The organism is Runella sp. R5_40 (assembly GCF_057652295.1).
Window position 1 is genome coordinate 88,901 of the sequence record NZ_JBYFCH010000009.1, and the last position, 19,502, is coordinate 108,402.

Genomic DNA, 19,502 nt, shown 5'->3' on the forward strand with positions numbered 1-19,502 from the left:
ACCGCCCACTCAACATACTTCTCCACTTGCGAAATAGCGAAATAAGGCAGATTCAGCAATTGAAACCGTTTACTTTGGCGGGTTGTGACAGTTTCGATGTTTAGCTCACAAACCTAGTTTGTAGCAAATAAGGGGCAAATTTTAAGGAATTTTGTAACAAATGGGGGGCAAATTCTAGAGCTATAAGGTTTCAAAAACCTTATAGCTCTGAAACCTTATAGCTCTGAAATCAGTAGAATTACCGCAACGCGTTCCAGTTTAAAATCGCATTCCACAAAAGTGGCGCGTCGTGGTGGTTGAGGTAACGGTGAAGTGGGTCAAACGTAAACGCTACCACTTGGCCTTTGCCAACGGGTACGTTGAAAATAGCACCGTGGCCGATGATGGTTTGCTCATTCCGCACCATCCCCGACAGCACATACGGTGGTTCAGGTTTGGGCGTGGCGGGTTTAGGGTCTTTTACTTCTTTTTTATCGGGCATTCCCATAATCAGCCCCTTGTATTCTTCTTCTTCCTTGAGTGGCTTGGTGCCGTATTGCATCAACATCATATCGCGGTCGCGCTTTTCGGTTTGTAACAATGCCCCTTGTCCTTTGAAAATAGGGAAAGTTTCGGGGTAGCCGTACATGATTGGGTGCGATGGCTGACGGTTTTTCACCTGAATAATCGAACCTGGGTGAAACAAGGTGGGTGATTCGTACCGTTTCAATTCGCGCACAATGCCCAAGTCCGACATGATGCTCGACGAGTTATCGAGGGTAATCAATACCCCACCTTCATCGACAAACTTTTTCAACTCAGCTACTCCCTCAAAACCTGGGCCACCCGTCATGTCATCGGTGCTGCTTGGCGTGCCGTGCGACGGGAACTCGGCGGTTTTGGTGTAAGGCATGGGGCCAAATTTGGCATCTACTTCGTGCAAGAAATTGGCTCCCGTACCGCCCACGCGAGGCACTAAAATCACGTCAAACTGCGACCGCAAATTGCCTTTTTTCAAATGGTCTTTATGAATCGAGGTGTAAGGAATGCCGCGTTGCTCAAATGTAAAGCGCGACCAGCCTTCGTCTTGGGTTTGGTACCACGTATGGTAAATCGCGACGCGCGGCAAACTTACCTCGTGCTGCTTCACTGACGGCAGGGTTTTGGTCGAAATCAAATCCACGCTAAACTTCTCTGCCAATTGCTTTGCTTGGTCGGCCGTTAAGCCCGAAAACACCACGGCTCCCTGTGCCAACGTGTCTTTGCGGCCTTCCAAGGTGATTTTCGCATCCAATACGATGGTTTTGGCGTTTTGCGATTTTGCCCAATAGGCGGCTGGCAATACGGTATTTTGCGCTTTGTAATTCACCACATAGTACGTTCCTTCTCCCTCGATTTTTCCATCGTACTTCACATCGGCAGTGAGCAATTTCAAGTCCGATACTTCGTATTTGAGGGTATCTTGCTGGGTTACATTTACGCCATTGAGGTACTGCAACGTCCACGCAATCGCGTCGTAAGGAGGGAATTTAGCTTCTTTCGGATAGTTTTGTTTCGTCAACAATGAGTACGCATAGTTGCGGTACGGTTGGTTCAACAACACTACATAATCTCCCTGATTTTTACCCGTTTCGGCCTTGTGAACTTCAATTCCTTGGGTACGTAACTGATTGACCAAATACGCTGCCATCGCAGGGTCGCGTTGTTGCTTGCCAATCACAAATGCCTTCGGGCCGTCTTTGGCTGCTTTGGACAGGTTATTCAAGCTTTTTTGGTAGAAATTCTTCAACAATAACTTACCATTGGCCGCCGCATATCCCAACGACGCCAATACCCCCGCTTGCATGTAATTGATGTTGTTTCGGAACGACCAATACACTTTTTCGGTCGCAGGATACGGGCGATACCACTCACGACTTGTCACGTTGTCGCCCGCAAATTTGGCATTGGCCAAGTCACGCATGAAGGTATTCGCGCCCGCATTTCCGTAGGTTTCGTAAAAACGCCCCACGGAGTTGTGGTTGTTGGCCACCCAAATGCCGTACCCAGGATACCAGCCATCGTAGAAAGCCCAGTTGAACACCCCAGGAAGCCCTTGCGCTGCCAACGTCGTCATGTCGTGGTCGGCCATGATTTGCCATTCGCCAATCGCTACGGGATCCACGGCCTCGCTATACGGCCCTGTTCCTGTTGAAATGTACAACAACGGCACCGACTCGTGCAAGTCGAGCATCACCGTAGGATGCCAGTCGAAGTAGGCTTTAAAAATACTTTTTGTGATGGCCTGTGACGCCTGCAAACCGTCGCGGTTGTTATCGTGATAGACGTACTTTCCCCAATATGGCGGTGACGCAGGCATTCCGTCGTCAAAATCTTTGCGTTTTTTAGTGTAACGGTTGTACCAGTCCACCATTTTGTCCCAGCCGTCGGGCTCAGACACGGGGTTAATTATCACAATCAGGTTCTCACGAATGGTCTTGATTTCGTCAGACTGTCCCGTTACCAACCGATAGGCCAATTCCATCAGCATTTCGGGCGAACCCGTCTCGGAAGCGTGCATTCCTCCGTTCAGGAAATACACCACTTTACTATCGCCCAAGATTTTTTGCACGTCGGCCGCATTTACTTTGCGCGGGTCAGCAAGGAGTGATAGTTGTTTTTTGTAATGGTCGAGGCGCTTGATAGTGGCCGCATTGGCAATAACGGACATTTGAATGGGACGATTTTCTTCGGTCGTACCAATCTGTTCGTTGACGATGTTGGGCGACGTCTGCGCTAATTTTTGAAAATAGCCGTAAATATCCGCCGTGCGGTGCAGTACGCCAGGGGCTCCGACGATTTGCCCAAATTGCTTCAACGGCGACGGGATTTTAGGGTCGTTGACCAAATCCAGCACCGACGATGGCAAAAAGCGCGGGTCGGTCGTAAATTCTTTGATTTTTTGGTTGTAAGGCTCGTCGATTTGCTGGGCCTGTGCCGTCAGCGCGAGGGCACTTGCACACGCTCCCGACAACAAGAAACGAAAAAAGGATTTCATATAGATTAGGCTTTGTGTAAATGGTTTTAGACCCCTCTCCCGAAAGCGTTCGAGAGAGAGGTGACAAAGGGAGTCACTCCGTTAGCAAAAAACGTTGTTTTACAAGTGATTCCAGTTGATGAGGGTATTCCAAATCATCGGTGCATCGTGGAGGTTGATATAACGATGCAACGGATTAAACGTAAACGCCACCAAACGACCTGCCCCCACAGGAACGTTGAAAATTCCGCCGTGACCCACGATGGTCTGCTCGTTTCTTACCATTCCCGAAAGCACATACGGTTCTTCTTTCTTGGGTTTGGCAGGCGTCATTTCTTTTGCCGTTTTGTGGTCAGGCAATCCCATGATTGGGCCGTTGTATTCTTCATCTTCTTTCAATGATTTGGTGCCATATTGAAGCACCATCATATCGCGATTGTACTTTTTGGTCTGCAACAACGGTGAAATACCTTTGAAAATCGGGAATACTTCAGGGAATCCGTACACAATTGGGCTATCTGATTTGCGTACCTTAACGTTTACAATAGAGCCTGGATGGTAGAGACCTGGCGTTTCTACTTTATCCAAATCGCGGGTAATTCCTGTTTCCGCAATCATCGCAGAAGTGTTGTCCAAAGTCACCAATACTCCCCCTGCTTCCACAAACATTCTGAGCTGGTTCATCCCATCAAAGCCAGGCCCACCCGTCATGTCAGGAGTGGAATCAGGAAACCCGTGCGAAGGAAATTCTGGGGTTTTGGTATAAGGCAATGGCCCAAATTTTTTATCAATTTCGTGGATAAAATCACTCCCCGTACCACGCATTTTAGGAATCACAATGACATCATATTTACTGCGTAAGTCGCCCGCCTTCAAATCATCTTTTTCGATGGAAGTGTAAGGAATGCCACGTTGATCAAACGTAAAACGCACCCAACCTTCGTCTTGGGTATTGAACCAACTGTGGTAAATAGCCGTCCGTGGGAGGGTCACTTCGTGTTGTTTCACGTTGGCCGTCGCTTTGGTCGCGGTCAGGTCAAGCCCAAACTGCGTTGTAATATTCTTAGCCTGCTCAGGCGTAACTCCCTGCAACACCACCGACCCCGCTGCCAAGGTATCTTTTACGCCACTCAGGGTAGTTTTGGCATCCAACACTACTGCTTTACTCGATTTATTCTGCGCTTTTAGCCAGTACAAGGCCGACAGCACCGTGTTTTGGGCTTTGTAATTGAGGACATAGTCTGTACCCTCTCCTTCCACTTTGCCCGTATATTTCACTTCCTGATTCACGAGGGTAAGGTCGTTGGCAGCATACGTAACGTTGTCAAGGGCTTTTACCTCTACTCCATTCAAATACCCGAGTGTCCACGCAATGTCGTCATACGAGGGGTACTTGGTGTCTTTAGGATAGTTTTGTTTGGTCAACAACGACACCGCCAAATTGCGGTATGGCTGTTCCAACAACACCACATAGTCCCCTGAAGAGGCTTTGTGAACCTCAATGCCTTGCCCACGTAGCTGATTAACCAAGTAGGCCGCCATGGTGGGGTCATTTTGTTTTTGGGGAATGGAAAACGCACGTGGCGATTCGGTTTTTCCTTTTTGGATAGCATTTACTCCTTTTTGGTAAAAATTGGTCAACAACAACCGTCGGTTATTGGCGGCATAGGTCAAGCCCGCCAACACACCTGCTTGCATGTAATTGATGTTGTTTCGGTACGACCAATTCACTTTTTCGGTAGCGGGATTGGGCCGATACCATTCTTTACTCGTTACGGGGTCGCCTGAGTATTTTTGGTTCGACAAATCGCGCACATACGTCGTGGCACCCGCGTTGCCAAATGTCTCATAAAAACGTCCGATTGAGTTGTGATTGTTGGCAATAAAAAACGCGTATCCAGGGTTCCATCCGTCATAAAAAGCCCACGTAAACACCCCTGGTAATCCCTGAGAGGCTAACGCTGTCATTTCGTGGTTGGCCATGGTTTGCCACTCACCAATGGTGATGGGGTCGATGGCATCGTTGTACGGCCCTGTTCCCGTAGAAATATAAAGTAACGGCACCGACTCGTGCAAGTCGAGCATCACCGTTGGGTGCCAATCGTAGTAAATTTTGTACATGGCTTTGGTCAACGCCTGCGACGACTGTAAACCATCGCGGTTGTTGTCGTGATAGGTATATTTTCCCCAATACGGCACGCGAGGGAAACCATCCTCATAGTTTTTACGATCTTTGGTGTAGCGATTGTACCAATCCACTTGTTTGTCCCAGCCATCGGGTTCTGATACGGGGTTAATCAACACAATGATATTATCTCGAACGGCTTTAATATCAGGCGTTTGGGCGGTGATTAAACGATACGCCAACTCCATCACCATTTCGGGAGAACCCATCTCGGGCGAGTGAAGTCCGCAGTTGATGTAATACACCAATTTGGTATCGCCCAACACCTTTTCCAGCTCCGACGCGGGTAATTTGCGCGGGTCGGCCAGCAGCGAAAGTTGTTTTTGGTAGTGGGCCACGCGTTTCATGGCGTCTTCGTTTCCGATGGCCACCAAGTGAATCGGGCGACCTTCTTCGCTTGTTCCTACCTGTTGCATGGTCAGGTAAGGCGAACTTTGCGACAGTTTTTGAAAATAGCCATAGATGGCCGTGGTGTTGTGCAAAATCCCAGGTGCGCCCACAATCTCGCCAAAGTGTTTACGCGGCGATGGTACCTTCGGGTCATCGGTTAGATTGAGCACCGACGATGGCAAAAAGCGGGAATCTGTGGTGTATTCTTTGATTTTTTGGTTGTACACCTCGTCGATTTTCTGGGCGTACGTGGCTGCCGAACAAAAAGCAATGGTAGAAACGGCAAGCGGTCTAAGCAGACGTTTGAAGTACATGTGAGTTAGTTTGGTTAGGACGGATGAAGTAATGCAGACATTAACAGCCTTTAAAGATGGCACTATAAATTGCCTATTTCAAGTATCATTACGATTTAATTTTCTATCCCAATCCTCAAACTTTTCATATTCGTACAAAACATTTTTATAATCCATAAATAGCCCATTCCTTTCTTTTCAAGCCCTGTTGTATTCGCGCCAGATTCACTATTTTTGGCTTTTCAATCCATTTAGTTTCATCAACCCTTACGTAGCCATGTTTAAACCCCTATTCTGGGCCAGTCTTTTCTCTGCCAGCGCAGCCATTGCCCAATCGAGCGTGCATTTTGCCACCCACCCTACCCTGAGCCCCGACGCCAAAACGGCCATTTTTGCCTACGAATCTGACCTGTGGAAAACCGACCTTACCTCGGGCATTACCTCCCGCCTCACAGCCATGCAAGGCAACGAATCTCGCCCACGTATTTCACCCGATGGGAAATGGTTGGCATTTACGGGTACTGAAAATGGGAATGCCGATGTGTTTGTGATGCCCCTCGAAGGTGGTACCATTCGGCAACTTACCCACCACAGCACCTACGATTTGGTAGAAGCTTGGTCGTGGGATTCACAAACAATTTATTTTGAATCGGGAGTACAAAACAGCGGCACGACCTACACCATTTCGGTAATCGGAGGAACGCCCAAACGCGTTTTTAAACATTATTTCAACCGCACGCACAACGTCGCCGAAAGCCCGACGGGCGAGTTGTTTTTCAACGACACCTGGGAAAGTGATGACCAAGCCATGCGCAAGCGCTACAAAGGCGACTTTAACCCTGATATTCAGTCGTACAACCTAAAAACCAACACCTATAAACGCTACACCGACTACCGTGGCAAGGACATGTGGGCGACGATTGACAAAAACGGGGCCATTTATTTTGTGTCGGACGAAGCCAACGGTGAGTACAATTTATACACCTTCGTCAACGGCCAAAAGACGGCCTTGACGTCGTTTAAAGAATCCATCAAACGCCCCCAAGTAAGCGCCGACGGCAGTAAGGTTATTTTTGAAAAAGACTACCAACCTTGGGTGTATGACGTTGCGACCAAAGCCGCTGCTCCGCTCAAAATCAACCTAGTCAGAAACTTTACGCTCACCAAGTGGCAAGATTTTAAAGTAAGTGGGTCAATCTCGGCCTTTGATGTCGCTCCTGACAACAAAAAACTGGCCTTCATTTCGCGGGGAGAATTGTTTGTATCGGACATTGAAGGAAAGTATATTAAACAACTGAAAACCACGGCCAACGAACGCGTTCAGGAAGTAAAATGGTTGGCCGACACTTTGACGTTGTTGGTAGGACAAACCGTAGGTGGCTACCAAAACTGGTTTACCCTCAAAGCCGACGGCAAAGGAACACTCAAGCAACTTACCACGGACACGCAAAACAACCGTCAGCTAGTTTTTAACAAAGACCGCAGCTCGGGCGTGTATTTGAGCGGTCGCAATGAAGTTCGCCTACTCGACCTCAAAACCCTTGAAAGTAAGACGATTGTAAAAGATGAGCTTTGGGGTTTTTATAACGACAACGCCTACTTCTCGCCCAATGGCGAGTACGTGATGTTTACGGCTTACCGCGATTTTGAAAGAGATATTTTCTTGCATCACCTCACTAAAAACGAGACTATTAACCTCACCAACACGGGTATCTCGGAGTCAGCGCCTGTGTGGTCGCCCGATAGTAAGTACATTTATTTTGAGTCCGACCGTATTAACCCAGGCTATCCGTTTGGCCCGCGCAATGTGAAAGTTTACCGCTTGGCACTCACCAAAATCGAAGACCCGTTCCGCAGCGACAAATGGGAAGATTTGTTTAAAGTAACCAAAAAAGATTCGACCGCTACGGCAGCCAAAACGCCCGAAAAATCGAGCAAGAAAAAGAAAGCTACGCCTGCCGAGCCTAAAAAAGAGACCAAGAAAGAAATCAAACCCATTGAGATTGACTTGGCTAACATTTGGGAGCGCATGGAGCAAGTAGGGCCGTCGTTTGGTCAACAAGGCTCTCCCGCTGTTTTTCAAAAAGACGATAAAACCTACGTCATTTACGTTTCTGACCACAGCGAGGGCGAAAACAAACTTTGGCGCACGACCTACGAACCGTTCAAAGCCCCCAAAACCGAGAAAGTGGAAGACGGCGTTCGCGGGTACGATTGGGTACAGGTAGGCGATAAATCGTATTTACTCATCAACGGTAAACTCAAAAAATTCACCCCAGAATCGGGTAAAGCAGAAGATATTTCGATTGACTTCACCTTCCGTCGCAACTTGGAAGAGGAGTTTCGTCAAATGTATTATGAAGCGTGGGCGAGTGTAGAAGAAAATTTTTACAATGAAACCTTCCACGGTGCCGACTGGAAAGCCCTGCGCGACCGCTACGCCAAGTACTTGCCTTATCTCAACCAGCGTGACGATTTTCGGACGTTGTTCAACGATATGCTTGGCGAGCTAAACGCGTCTCACTTAGGATTTTATAGCAACGGAAAAGAAGAGGATGTTTTCTACAAATCTCGCACAATGGAAACAGGGATTCTTTTCGACAACCAGCGTCCGTTTGTCGTTGACCGCATTCTAAAACGTAGTGCCGCCGACAAACACGGAAAAAAAATTGGCAAAGGTGACATCCTCACGCACGTCAACGGTGAGGCGATAGACTCGCTCCAAAACCGCGACGTGTATTTTACCAAACCTTCGTCTGATACCGAAATTACACTGACGTTCCGCCGCAGTAACGTCGATTCTAGCTACTCGGTGAGAGTGCATCCAAGAGGCTCATTATCAGGAAATTTCTACGATGAATGGATGGATTGGAACCAAAATTACGTGGACGAAAAAAGTAAAAAACGGATTGCCTACGTACACATGAAAGACATGGGCATGGGCGAATACGAGCGTTTTGTCCACGACATGACCCGCGATTGGTACAAAAAAGATGCTTTAATTCTGGATTTGCGCTACAACACAGGCGGAAACGTCCACGACTTGGTGCTTAATTTCTTGTCGCAAAAGCCTTATTTGCAGTGGAAGTACCGCGAAGGGAAACCCACCCCTCAACCTAATTTTGGGGTAGCGGCGAAGCCAATTGTATTGCTTATCAACGAACAATCGCTCTCGGATGCCGAAATGACCGCCACAGGTTTTAAAGCCCTCAAGTTGGGTAAAGTCATTGGCACCGAAACCTACCGCTGGATTATTTTTACGTCGGGCAAAGGGCTCGTCGATGGCTCGTTTTATCGTTTGCCTTCGTGGGGATGTTATACGCTTGATGGCAAAAACATTGAGCAAGAAGGTGTCGCGCCTGACATTTACATCAAGCAAACATTTACCGACCGCCTCACCGACAAAGACCCTCAACTCGACCGCGCCATCGACGAGATTTTAAAAGACCTGAAGTAGAATTTCTGTTATCTTTGAAACCCGTTATCGGAATGACGATTGAAAGAATGACGAAGTACGAAGTAGAAACGAGGTGCTCCCCATTCCTAATTTCGTCATTCGTAACTCGTTCACTCGTCATTCACAATACTCTAAATTACAACATATGCCAAGCTGGTACTTAGGAAAAATCAAATACCAACAAGAACAAGAAAACGGTGCGCTCAAGACAATCTCGGAAGCGTACCTTGTGGACGCGGTTTCATACACCGATGCCGAAGCGCGAATTTATCGCATCGTAGCTGACAACACACCTGATTTTCAAGTAAGTAGCCTTACCAAAATGAAGCTCTCTGATGTATTTCATTTTGAGGATGAAGGGGGAGAAAAATGGTTTAAGTGCAAAACTTTTTACGTCTCTATCGACGATAGCAAAGGCGCTGCCAAAGAGAAAAAAATCATCAGTTATATGCTCGTAAATGCCGATAGCCCCAAACAAGCCATCGAACGCATTGAAAAGAGTTTGGCGACGATGTTGATTCCCTACGAAATCACGGACGTGAACCTAACGCCTATTTTGGAAGTGTATCCTTATTCACCCGAAGACGAAGCGCAACAAGTTCCTGCGGGTTTTCGCCCCCTCGCCGAAGTGATGGCAGAGCGCGGAGCTGAGTAATAGAAAATTGACGAGGCTGCTCTTTTTGAGCAGCCTCGTTGCCTTTTAAGCAGTAGAGTACAAATTTTAGGGGATTCGCTTTGACGTAATTCACTGTTATCCAACTCAATTAACGATTAACAGATAACAATTAACCGCTCAGGCGGCCTGCGTGAGCACTTATCTTCTTCGTAATGTTTGCAAAGGCGGCATTACGGGCGTAGCGAAAGGTTGTACCTGCTTACGGTACGCACCCGCAAAATCGAGGGCTAAGTTGGAGAGATAAACCATACCTCGTTTAAAAACCAGATTAACAATCACAATATCATCGTGGGGTACTTTGTCGAAGTGCGCGGGTAGCCATTTGGGCATGTCTTTGATAATCTCCGCAATTCGGGTCAACGTCACCTTTTCGCTTTTGCTAAATTGATGCAAAACCGCCACGCTGTCGGCCTGAACTAGCAACTCAAAGGTAAACATCGACATCTCCGAACCTACGTGTATATCTTTGAGCTTCGACCGCAAATACGCCTGAAACGCGTAGTCTCCGCCTGGAAAAGTAGCAACTTCAGAAAACGGGTAAAAATCTATTTCTTCGCCATTTTCATTGTAACAATGTTTTTCCTTCCGCAAACCCGCCCAATGCGTTTCGCGGCGCTTGAGCTCGCCGTTTTCGTGGTAAACGCGCATTTCACCCCAAAGGTCATTGTTGCGATAGTCGGCAATCCAGTACAATTGCCCCGTTGGATAATACCCCTTTGAAAACCCTTGTCGAATGCCCGCTTGGTAGTCTTTAAAGTTGGTTTCAGTCAGGAGAATTCCTTCTTTATTATACGTTTTGAGGGTAGCGAAGCGTTTTTTGCGGTCGTGAAATGTCAGTTCTTCGTCGTGGTCAACAAATTCCCGACGAATAACGGCACGCTGCAACGAATCAGGGAAAGATGCCTGAATTGCTTGAAGCGTTATTCCCCACAAAATCACCAACAATAGACTGACTTTCTTGCCCATAACTTGTAGATTTTCAAGACAGACTTAAAAACAAACACTTTGATTCACATTAATGTAATGCCGCTAGATGCACCCTGCCGTTTTGAAAAATAAGCGAGATAAGCACAATTTCCCCTTGCGGGTTTTTATCGTAGCGGGCAGGTTTCCATTTAGGCATATCTGTGAGAATGTCTTTCAACTTATTGATTGTCATCAGATGACTATTGGTAAACTTGTGTAACACCGCTTTCCCATCTTCTTCTATGTAAATCTCGAAATTATAGATTTGCGAAGTATTACTAGCAACAAGCTCGTTTAGTTTGGTTTGCAAATACGCTTGCAACGCCCGATCTCCGCCAGGGAAACTTGCTTTTTCCACCAGTTCGTAGTACGGGATTTCATTGCCATCCCTGTCGTAGCAGTGTTTTCTCTTTTGAAACCCCGCACGGTACGTCTCTCGGCGCTTTAAACCTCCGTCTTCATAATATACCCGCAGCTCTCCGTGAAGTTTATTGTCGCGGTAATCTGCGAGCCAATAAAGGTTTCCGCTCGGATAATACCCCTTCGAAAACCCTTGGCGAATGCCCTCTGCGTAGTCTTTGAAGTTGGTTTCAACCAGTAAAGTTCCGTTTTTACTAAAGTGTTTTAACGTGGCAAAACGTTTTTTACGGTCATGAAACACGAGTTCTTCATCATAGTCGGCAAACGCACGGTGGCGTATCGTGCGCCACAGCGAATCGGGCGAGAAAGCTTCTACTTCTTGAAAAGCGATACCCCACAAACAAACCAACAAAACACTGATTTTCTTTAACATAGCTGTTCACCTTGACAATTTAATCAAAATTAACTGCTTTTTTTATCAATATCAATACCCATCAACCACGGGCGACTGTATTTCTGAGGCTGCCAGTCCCAGTCGTTTTTTAGCTTCTTCAAGCATCACAACGGTGGCGGTGGCACCAATACGGGTAGCGCCGAGCGCTTTCATTTTAAGCAGTTCGTCCAGTGTTCTTATCCCTCCTGCGGCCTTTACTTGCACTTCAGGCGTGCAGTTTTTGCGCATCAAACGGATATCTGCTTCTGTTGCGCCTTTGTAATTGTAACTACCGTCGGCTTGCTTGGTATAACCGTATCCCGTCGAAGTTTTCACAAACTCCACGCCCAAGGTACTGCAGATTTTACACAGCTTAACTTTATATTTGTCTTTGGGAAGAAAATCGTTTTCGAAGATAACCTTCAAAATAGCCCCGTGTTTGTGGCATTCTTTCAGAATCGCGTAGATTTCTTTTTTGACGTAGCGCCAATCTTCGCTCAGCACTTTTCCTACGTTTACCACCATGTCGATTTCGGTGGCACCGTCTTTACAAGCCTGTCGGGTTTCGGCTACTTTCAGCGCGATGGTATTACCACCATGAGGAAACCCTACCACGGTACAGACGCCAACGTTACTTCCTTTTAGGAGTTCGGCGGCGCGTGTTACGTAGTAGGGTTTGATACAAACTGTGGCGACATCGTATTGCAATGCCAACGCACAACCTGCTTCCAATTCGGCATCGGTCAGGTGCGGTTGCAACAACGAATGATCTATCATTTTGGCCAGTTCTGAGAGAGAAGTAAACATAGCATGAACTTGTTATGGTCTTTTCTCATAAGAACGTGGCAAAGCTATCCTACTTAGAGCAAAGCTGGCTAATCACGTTATATGCTTCTACAAAACCGTATTCTCCCGACTTACTAAAGTCGTAGCAGGCTTCGTTTTTGTCGAGCAATGAAAATTTAATAACTCCTCTCAAGAAAAAGGCTTCGGCGTGGCGTGGTGCTAGTTTAATCGCACTGCTGCAATCCACCAATGCGCCTTTTTGATCACCCAACGAAGATTTCACCACCGCCCGAATAAAATAACTATCGGCGTTGGTAGGCTCAATCTCGATGGCCTTGTCTAAGTCAGCAACCGCAGATTTTCCTTCACCGATTGTATTTTTGGCAATTCCTCTGGACAAATAAACCTCTGGACGGCCTGGCGACAAATCTTTAGGTTGGGTGTATTTTGTGACAATGACATCCAACAATTTGATGGTATTTTCCGTAATCAAGGTGTTATAATAAGGCAACGTATTGGCCGACGCACCGTTGATTTCGATGGCTAGGTTGTAGTCAGCCACGGCATCTTTGGGTTGCCCAAGTTTTACTTTACAAACCCCTCTCCCGTAGTAGGCCATATAATTTTGTGGGTTGATTCGCACCGATTCGTTAAAATCGGTCAGTGCTTCCGCAAACTTACCCATTTTGCTACGCGCTAATCCGCGATAATAAAACGACTCCGAATCATTGGCATTCACTTGAATAGCTTTTGTCAAGTCAGTAATCGCGCCATTCAAGTCGTTCATGTTGGTACGCGCATTACCCCGACCTGCATAGGCCGCGTTGTAACCCAAATCAATGGCTTTGGTAAAATCGGTAATACTTCCCTTGTAGTCTTTTACGCCAATTTTGCACTGCCCGCGACTGTACCACGCTTGGGCGTTATTGGGCTCCAATACCAGTCCTTTGTCAAAGTCTTGCATGGCACGGCGTTGGTCTTCCATTTTAAACCAAATTTGGCCGCGTTGAAGCAATGCTTTGGCTTCGTTAGGGTTGAGTTCAATGGCAGAATTGAAGTCGCGCAATGCTCCTCCCAAATCTTCCTGAATGACTCGGCACATACCTCGGTATAAAAAGGCTTTGGCATCTTTGGATGTAATGCCAATGGCTTCATCATAATCACGCATGGCACCACGATAATCTTTGAGCGAAACCTTCAGCAAACCCCGTTGGTAGTAGCTCGGCGCGTGATCTGGATTGGTCTGAATGGCAGAGGTATAGGCTAACATGGCGCCCGATACGTCGCCTTTGGTCTGCTTCGTAAGCCCTTCTTCGTAATAGGTTTCCGCAGAATTTTGGGCAAAAGTGATATGACACGACAATAATATACCCAAAATAGGTAGTAGAGTTTTTCTCATAATTTAGCGGTTAGGATAGAAAGTACAATAATACGTCAATCAAGGTATTTTTTGCAACATAACCGACATAAATATTATCAGTTTATGTCGGTTACTATTTTCGCAGGTAGGTTTTGAGTACGTCGGAATCTGGAGTATTATTTCGGAATAAAAATTGTAAAAATGGTACGTGAGTCGTTGTACGGACAACAATATCTTCCAACGGCACTTCTGGAACTCCCAATAAATCAGCCACTTCCTTCCCTAAAAGGAAACGCATCTGGGCTATCGGAAAGTTCTGTAACTGTTTTGTAGGAACCTGATTTTGAAGTACTTTCGTAAGGGCTTGGGTCAGCCCTTTCCCCGCTGTAGATGGCTTAAATTGACGGCGATAAATGGCCCTGTCTAGGTGGTATGCCTCGCGCAAATCGACGGGTAAAAGGCGCTCATTGACTCCAAGTAGGTATCCAATTATATCCCAAAAGTGCAAATACGATTCTTCGTCATTTGTTTGCGTCTTTACGTTCATTTTTCGCAACCCTCGGACAACAATATACGAAAAGGCGAGGTTTGTCCCTGCCATGTCTTCTTGATTAATGGGAAGCCCCCAAGTCGAATCCCACTGGGCATGGTGGCTGGTAAAATACCGAACAACGGCGTGCATCAGCCTTATTTTAAGTACTTTTATTACGTTACGACCATTGCGCCAATCTCGCTCCTGCATGATTTCAAACACAAATTCGCCCGTCTCTTCTAGCCGTTTGTAGGTGTCTTTTTTGATTCGTTCGGTCAGCCAAAGTACTTGGGCACCATTGGCGGCGGCGTAGCAATACGGGAGTGAATAGCAGCCCAACAATAACGCTATCTCGGTTTCGTGCTTCCAAAAAAAAGCCATGCCTTGCGCCATTTTTTGGGGATCTGTCCAAGGAGGCAAATGACCCTGCTGTTCAAAAAAATGAACAACTTCGGGAAGCTGCTCGGCGAACGAACCATTTTTTAAGTCGCCCAAAAAACGCATAAAAACAGTTAACCCCTCTCGGCCTGTTTGCTGGACTACCGCCGCTACCAATGCGTCGGCTGCGGGGTCGCCCAGTTGGCGAAAAGGGGTCAATAAAGTATCGTCAAAAATTCGCGTTTGTGCAGGTCTCATGACCTTGAAACCATTTAAACTATAAAAGGTTTGATAACGCGCGCGTTTTGTTTCTTAAGTTCGATAAAAAGACGATTGAGCATTTCTTCGTCGCGGTAAATTCCAATTATTGAGCCACCCGAACCCGTAAACGACGCCGAAGCCCCGCAAGCACGAGCGGTGTCGATAAGCGCTTGGTTGCGGTCGGTGATGGTCATGATTTGGGCGCGGTAGTCAAAATTTTGGTTAATCAATTCCCCCAAACGTTTAAAATCTTGGTTTTTGATGACGTCACAGCCTTGTTCAGCCACTCCCGCAATGTTTTGCAACGTTCCGACCACGTGCGGGTCGCCTTGCTCCCAACGTTCACGGATGGTATTCAGCACTTTTCCCGATACTTTACTAAGGTCAGTTTTATAAGCAATGTACAATTTGGGCAACATTCGAGGGTCAAGGGGTTCGTAGTAGCCGTACCCTTGTTTTTCGATGAGGTCTCTCGAAAAATCCATATACACACAGCCTTCGTAGCACTGAATGACGCGGTCTTGTAAACCTGCCGTAATGCCCAATTCTTCCACTTCCGATTTGAGGGCCAAGGTCGGCAACATCGGCTGCGGGATTTCGACTTTATAAAACTGCATCAACGCCCGAAGCGTAGCTACCACAATGGCGCTAGAACCCGCCAAACCCACTTGGCGCGGTATGGTCGTACGGTAGCGAACGGTAAAGTTTTTATTGGAAAGCTTGATCCCTTCTTTGTCGCAATACTCAACAAACTTCTTGATGGACGCTTTCACCAACGGAACACCTCCGTGGTAGCCAAGCGTACTGATGGTATCGCGCAGGTGGAAGATGTTTTTGTAAATGTGAGTATCTTGAACTTGGGGTTCAATCTGTAGCTCAGGCGATTCGTACAGCGTAATAGAAGCGCCAAAATTGCGCACCGAAATTGAAATTGTTTTCCCAAAATATCCATCGGAAGGGTTTCCTAGAAGCCCAGCACGGGCATAAGCACGAGTTTCAATCATTTTTTGTGTGTCTGTCACGCCGTAAGCGACTTTCGCTTTCAGCAACCGCAAATTAACAACAAAAAAGCGAAGGCTGCTACCTTCGCTTTCTCATCTTTGGTTAACTTCCCGAAAGTTTATATTTTCGGGAAGTTGTTATTTACCAAAAGTAGTACCCTTAGTTTTTCTTTTTTGTGGTAATAATAATCACCCCATTCTTCCCTTTGTCACCATACGTCGTCGTTGCCGACTCGTTTTTCAATACCGAAATATTGTCAATTTCACTGGGGTTGAGCTTCTTTTCAAGTTCTTCATAATTTACTTCTTTACCATCCAGTATGTAAAGCGGTTGTTCCTTAAAAGGACTTCCCTTTCCATTAAAAATAATTTTTACGGGGCCATCCGTAAGTGTGGAATTTGCAGCCACTTTTCCAAACTCAAACCCAATTGGCAATTGGTATGAGAGGGCAACAGGTTTACCGTTTTGCTTGGCAGGCGTCCAGTTGGGCATGATACCCATGATACGCATTGCTTCTTCATCGCACCCAAAACCAATCCCTTTTACGACATGAGGGTCTTTCACCACTCCGTTTTCATCAATCGTAAATTCTATAAATACTTTTCCTTCTACATGCGCACGGCGAGCTGCTGCGGGGTATTTGAGGTTAGTAGATAAAAAATCACTCAGGCCCCTTACGCCACCTGGGAACTCAGGGTTTTGTTCTGCCTTGGTGAAAATAGTCCCTTCTTTCGACATCGTTGGGGCAGTTTGTCCACCCTGCACCTGACGCCCGCCACCGCTTTGTGATGGAATGGGTTCACCAACGACCGTAACACCTTTCAGCTCTGCTATTTCGGGAATCATAACTACATTTTGTTCCCCTTGCAAGGCATCAAGTACCTGCATTTTGAATCCAATAAAAGAAAAAGCCAATTGTTTTCCACGGGCAACATTTATCGCATAATTTCCCTGCGCGTCGGTGATTGTTCCTCGTTGTAAGTTCACCACAACGATACTGACCCCAGGTAGTCCTTTACCGTCAGACGTTACTACTTTTCCTCTTACCACAAACTCCTCACCTGGGTTTACCAACGTTTGTACTGGAGTAGCACTACGGGCCGCCACCAATACCACCAGACCAATCACAACGGGGACAACCATTAAATAACGGCCCAATACCCATTTAGAACTACGTTTTTTTGTCAACATGGCAATTCTGCTTTTCAATTGTTTTACATCAAAAAAATTATTTGTTAATGTCTGTGGCGATACCCCCAGTGCGTAGCCAGCCAACGTATAGGCATAGCTTAAACGGTCACCGTTGGTCGCGTTTTCATCGGCTATAAATTCATGGATTTCTTTCAGCGAGCGCTTATAAAAAATCAAAATTGGGTTAAACCATAAGAGCGCTTGAACCACTTCGACCCATAGCAAATCCCAACTATGGCGCTGTTGGATATGCACAAGTTCATGGCTTACAACGACTTGCCCATAAACGTTGGCATCCTTTTGGTTTAATACTAAGTAATTAAAGAAAGAGAAAGAGCTCATCGATGAGTCATCGACAGTCACAAGTACACAGTCTCCAAAAGGTTGGTGCTCACCTGCACGAACCATCTTAAAAATTTGAGAAAGTCGCCAAATCAAGCGGCCTAACATAAACAAAACACCGACTAAATAGGCCATTAAAATGCCCTGTTCGAGGGTGAATAGTGGCGGCTTTTCAACCTGAATAACACCTCCGCTCACGGCTCCTAGCGCCATTACCTGCATCGGTACTTGCTCATGCGCCGCTTCGGGAAGCACCACCCAAGGCGCAAGACAAGAGAGCCCCATGACCAGTAACAAGTAGATACGGTTTGCGGTGAAATAGGTATGCTTACGCAGCAAACCCCAATATAAGGCGTAGAACAACACTAGCCCAAAGCTGACTTTGAGGAGATAAGAAAAGAATAACATGGCTCAGGTTAAGTTAGAAATAGTATGGTGTTTTGAACTTCCCGAAAGTTTTACCTTTCGGGAAGTTACGAGCTTGAAGCGACGCGATTGCCGCCAACAGAAGAAGGCTTACGCCCTTGAAATGCGATTACTTACCGCCTTCCTGAAGCAACTTAATAATTTCATCGGCATCCTGAACACTTAGGTCTTTGTCTTGAACAAAATACGACACTAAGTCTTTCACTGAGCCACTGAAGTAATTGGACATCAACTTATTAGCTTCATAGGCACGGTAATCTTCCTTTGAAATAATGGGAAAATACTCGTACGTCTTACCACTAATCGGGCGGTGCGCAATGAAACCCTTTTGTTCCAAAATTCGGATAAAGGTAGAGATGGTATTGTACGCTGGTTTTGGCGTCGGAAAACGCTCCAGGACATTCCATACTACGCCTTTGCCCAAATCCCATAGGATTTGCATTACTTGTTCTTCGGCTTTGGTCAACTCTCTCATGGTTCTCAAAAAGTAGGTTAAAAAATAAAATAATAGACAAATATAAACTATCCGTGTAGTTTTTGCAATTAAAATTTTATTAAATTTTTAGGTCTTGCAAAAAACATTCATTTTAGCGCATTTATTTACGTTTTTGGCCTCTGAGGGCAACAACCGCTATTTCGACACTTGCTCCTCCTGGGAGGTTGTTTACTCCAACCGTAGTGCGGGCTGGGAAATTTCCACTAAAATATTTCCCATAGATGTCATTTATTTTTTGAAAATAAGAGACGTCTTTTAAATAAATAGTTGTATTGACAATATCATCCATCGTCAGACCCGCCGCCGATAGTATCGCTTTGATATTTTCCATGACCTGTGTCGCCTCGGCCTCGAAGCCTCCTGAGACCAGCTGGCGAGATTGTGGGTTCAATCCTATTTGTCCTGCAACAAAAATTAGCCCATTGGCTTCTACTGCTTGACTGTAGGGCGCGATTGGAACAGGAGCTTGATCGCTCTTAATAATTTTTTTCTGAGCAAAAATGCTCAAACTACTCAAAAACAAAGCAAAAATAAGGGCAAAGGGCTTCATAGAATTGGATTTATAACACATTCTGTCGATAATATACCGCAGACTACTAATTTTGCTTTCCAAATTCTGTTTTTTTTTACTAAAAACCAATTTTATGAGCTTACAAACTCTTACCGAGAAAGTAAAAACACTGGTTGGCACTGACAGTGGCCTTGATGCGAGCTTCAAGTTCGTCACCGACGAGGGTGTTGTGTTTGTTGACACGAAGCAAGTTCCGAACATTGTCTCAAACGAAGACTTAGAAACCGACTGTGCCATGGAAATCACTACTAAAAACGCCTTGGATCTCATTAATGGTGACCTTAATCCGATGATGGGTTACATGATGGGTAAGTTCAAAATTAAAGGCGATATGGCTGTAGCGATGAAAATTGCACAAACTTTTGGTAGCTAAACTAAAAAAGCGGGCTTGGTATGCCAAGC

Annotated in this window: 14 protein-coding genes; 3 read left to right on the forward strand and 11 right to left on the reverse strand. The window is 46.1% G+C overall.

Translation table 11 applies throughout. The features are described from left to right. Nucleotides 1-238: 238 nt before the first annotated feature. Nucleotides 239-3,016 (reverse strand): M14 family zinc carboxypeptidase, encoded by a 2,778-nt coding sequence (locus AC23N5_RS17075; protein WP_487756512.1) that lies wholly within the window; start codon nt 3,014-3,016, stop codon nt 239-241. Nucleotides 3,017-3,115: 99 nt separating this feature from the next. Further along, nucleotides 3,116-5,884 (reverse strand): M14 family zinc carboxypeptidase, encoded by a 2,769-nt coding sequence (locus tag AC23N5_RS17080; protein WP_487756513.1) that lies wholly within the window; start codon nt 5,882-5,884, stop codon nt 3,116-3,118. Nucleotides 5,885-6,140: 256 nt separating this feature from the next. On the opposite strand from AC23N5_RS17080, the gene AC23N5_RS17085 reads away from it, so the two are divergent. Together AC23N5_RS17085 and AC23N5_RS17090 are read left to right on the forward strand one after the other, a co-directional pair. Then, a complete protein-coding gene (locus AC23N5_RS17085; RefSeq protein ID WP_487756514.1) occupies nt 6,141-9,320 on the forward strand; it encodes a S41 family peptidase in 3,180 nt (1,059 codons plus the stop codon). Nucleotides 9,321-9,465: 145 nt separating this feature from the next. Further along, the gene (locus tag AC23N5_RS17090) at nt 9,466-9,975 is read left to right on the forward strand and encodes a DUF4494 domain-containing protein (RefSeq protein ID WP_028523071.1); all 510 of its coding nucleotides are present in this window, start codon (nt 9,466-9,468) and stop codon (nt 9,973-9,975) included. A gap of 159 nt (nt 9,976-10,134) precedes the next feature. Here the strand turns inward: AC23N5_RS17090 and AC23N5_RS17095 are convergent, their stop codons facing one another. The 9 genes from AC23N5_RS17095 to AC23N5_RS17135 form a co-directional block, all read right to left on the reverse strand. Further along, nucleotides 10,135-10,962 (reverse strand): toxin-antitoxin system YwqK family antitoxin, encoded by an 828-nt coding sequence (locus AC23N5_RS17095; RefSeq protein ID WP_487756515.1) that lies wholly within the window; start codon nt 10,960-10,962, stop codon nt 10,135-10,137. Nucleotides 10,963-11,011: 49 nt separating this feature from the next. Beyond that, nucleotides 11,012-11,755, reverse strand: a complete 744-nt coding sequence (locus AC23N5_RS17100) for a toxin-antitoxin system YwqK family antitoxin (protein WP_487756516.1) — start codon at nt 11,753-11,755, stop codon at nt 11,012-11,014. Nucleotides 11,756-11,806: 51 nt separating this feature from the next. Beyond that, the gene (gene deoC, locus AC23N5_RS17105; protein WP_183979314.1) at nt 11,807-12,562 is read right to left on the reverse strand and encodes a deoxyribose-phosphate aldolase; all 756 of its coding nucleotides are present in this window, start codon (nt 12,560-12,562) and stop codon (nt 11,807-11,809) included. Between the two features lie 49 nt (nt 12,563-12,611). Further along, nucleotides 12,612-13,940 (reverse strand): tetratricopeptide repeat protein, encoded by a 1,329-nt coding sequence (locus AC23N5_RS17110; RefSeq protein ID WP_183979315.1) that lies wholly within the window; start codon nt 13,938-13,940, stop codon nt 12,612-12,614. Between the two features lie 94 nt (nt 13,941-14,034). After that, nucleotides 14,035-15,069 carry an oxygenase MpaB family protein gene (locus tag AC23N5_RS17115; RefSeq protein WP_487756517.1) on the reverse strand — a complete coding sequence of 345 codons (1,035 nt, stop codon included), beginning with the start codon at nt 15,067-15,069 and terminating at the stop codon, nt 14,035-14,037. Between the two features lie 14 nt (nt 15,070-15,083). Next, nucleotides 15,084-16,076: a mevalonate kinase family protein gene (locus AC23N5_RS17120; RefSeq protein WP_183979317.1), complete on the reverse strand. Its 993-nt coding sequence runs from the start codon at nt 16,074-16,076 to the stop codon at nt 15,084-15,086. A 157-nt stretch (nt 16,077-16,233) separates the two neighbouring features. Further along, the gene (locus AC23N5_RS17125) at nt 16,234-18,015 is read right to left on the reverse strand and encodes a M56 family metallopeptidase (RefSeq protein WP_487756518.1); all 1,782 of its coding nucleotides are present in this window, start codon (nt 18,013-18,015) and stop codon (nt 16,234-16,236) included. Nucleotides 18,016-18,142: 127 nt separating this feature from the next. After that, entirely contained in the window at nt 18,143-18,508 is a 366-nt protein-coding gene (locus AC23N5_RS17130) for a BlaI/MecI/CopY family transcriptional regulator (protein WP_122931478.1), read from the reverse strand. A gap of 121 nt (nt 18,509-18,629) precedes the next feature. Then, nucleotides 18,630-19,079 (reverse strand): RidA family protein, encoded by a 450-nt coding sequence (locus AC23N5_RS17135; protein ID WP_487756519.1) that lies wholly within the window; start codon nt 19,077-19,079, stop codon nt 18,630-18,632. Nucleotides 19,080-19,173: 94 nt separating this feature from the next. Between AC23N5_RS17135 and AC23N5_RS17140 the strand changes: the two genes are divergently transcribed. Continuing rightward, nucleotides 19,174-19,473, forward strand: a complete 300-nt coding sequence (locus AC23N5_RS17140) for an SCP2 sterol-binding domain-containing protein (protein WP_183979321.1) — start codon at nt 19,174-19,176, stop codon at nt 19,471-19,473. Nucleotides 19,474-19,502: the final 29 nt, after the last annotated feature.